Genomic DNA, 958 nt, shown 5'->3' with positions numbered 1-958 from the left:
AGCTCTGCAACAACATTCTGTCCGGAATATGCATGGCGGGAACTGTCGAGGCGCTGGCACTCGGTGTCGCCAATGGTCTCGACCCAGCAATCCTAAGCGATGTGATGCGCAACTCCTCGGGCAACAACTACGCGCTCGAGCGCTATCACCCATTCCCGGGCCTGATGGAGAATGTGCCCTCTGCCAACGGTTTTGCCGGCGGTTTCCGCTCGGATTTCCAGTTGAAGGACATGCGGCTCGCCAAGGAACTGGCGAACAGCTCGAAAGTCCTGGCAGCGATGGGAAATCTGGCAACAGAGCTCTTCGCCATCCATTGCCAGAATGGACATGCCGGCGAGGACTATTCGAGCATCATCAAACTGGCGCTCGATCTCGACAGCTACTTCGAAGGCAGGACGACGGAAGGGGCGACCAAGTGATCCGCAAACTCAAAGAGGGGCGCGATCCGAGCGCCGTGGCAGCCGATCAGGCCACCGTCAGAGCCACTGTAGAGGGCATCATCGCCGATGTCCGTGCGCGTGGCGATGTTGCGGTGCGCGAGCTTTCGATCCGCTTCGACAAATGGGACCGCACGGATTTTCGCCTGACCGATGCGGAAATACGCGCCTGCCTTGCGGAACTGTCCGAACAGAACCTGAGCGACATCCGCTTCGCGCAGGAACAGGTTCGCAACTTCGCGCAGCATCAGCGCGAAGCGTTGCGCGATATCGAGATCGAAACCCTGCCGGGCGTTGTTCTTGGGCACAAGAACATCCCCGTTCAGTCCGTCGGATGCTATGTGCCAGGCGGAAAATATCCATTGCTGGCTTCGGCCCATATGTCGGTCATTACGGCCAAGGTTGCCGGCGTGCCGCGCATCTTCACGGCTGCGCCGCCCTACGAGGGGCGCCCTGCCGCGGCGATCGTTGCGGCCCAGCACCTGGCAGGCGCGGATGAAATCTACTGCCTCGGCGGTGTT

The 958-nt window shown here is 60.5% G+C and carries 2 protein-coding genes; both read left to right on the top strand.

What is annotated here, in order from left to right; genetic code table 11:
* Positions 1-419 (top strand): NAD-binding protein (locus EOA22_RS35245; protein WP_164756250.1); only part of this gene is annotated, 419 nt, incomplete at its 5' end.
* Positions 416-958, top strand: a 543-nt coding sequence (locus EOA22_RS35240) for a histidinol dehydrogenase (protein ID WP_206521523.1), incomplete at its 3' end; no start/stop codon positions are given. The genes EOA22_RS35245 and EOA22_RS35240, both read left to right, overlap by 4 nt.

The organism is Mesorhizobium sp. M7A.F.Ca.US.014.04.1.1, assembly GCF_003998745.1.
Taxonomy (GTDB): Bacteria; Pseudomonadota; Alphaproteobacteria; order Rhizobiales; family Rhizobiaceae; genus Mesorhizobium; species Mesorhizobium ciceri.
This window is presented reverse-complemented; position numbering and strand designations above follow the sequence as displayed.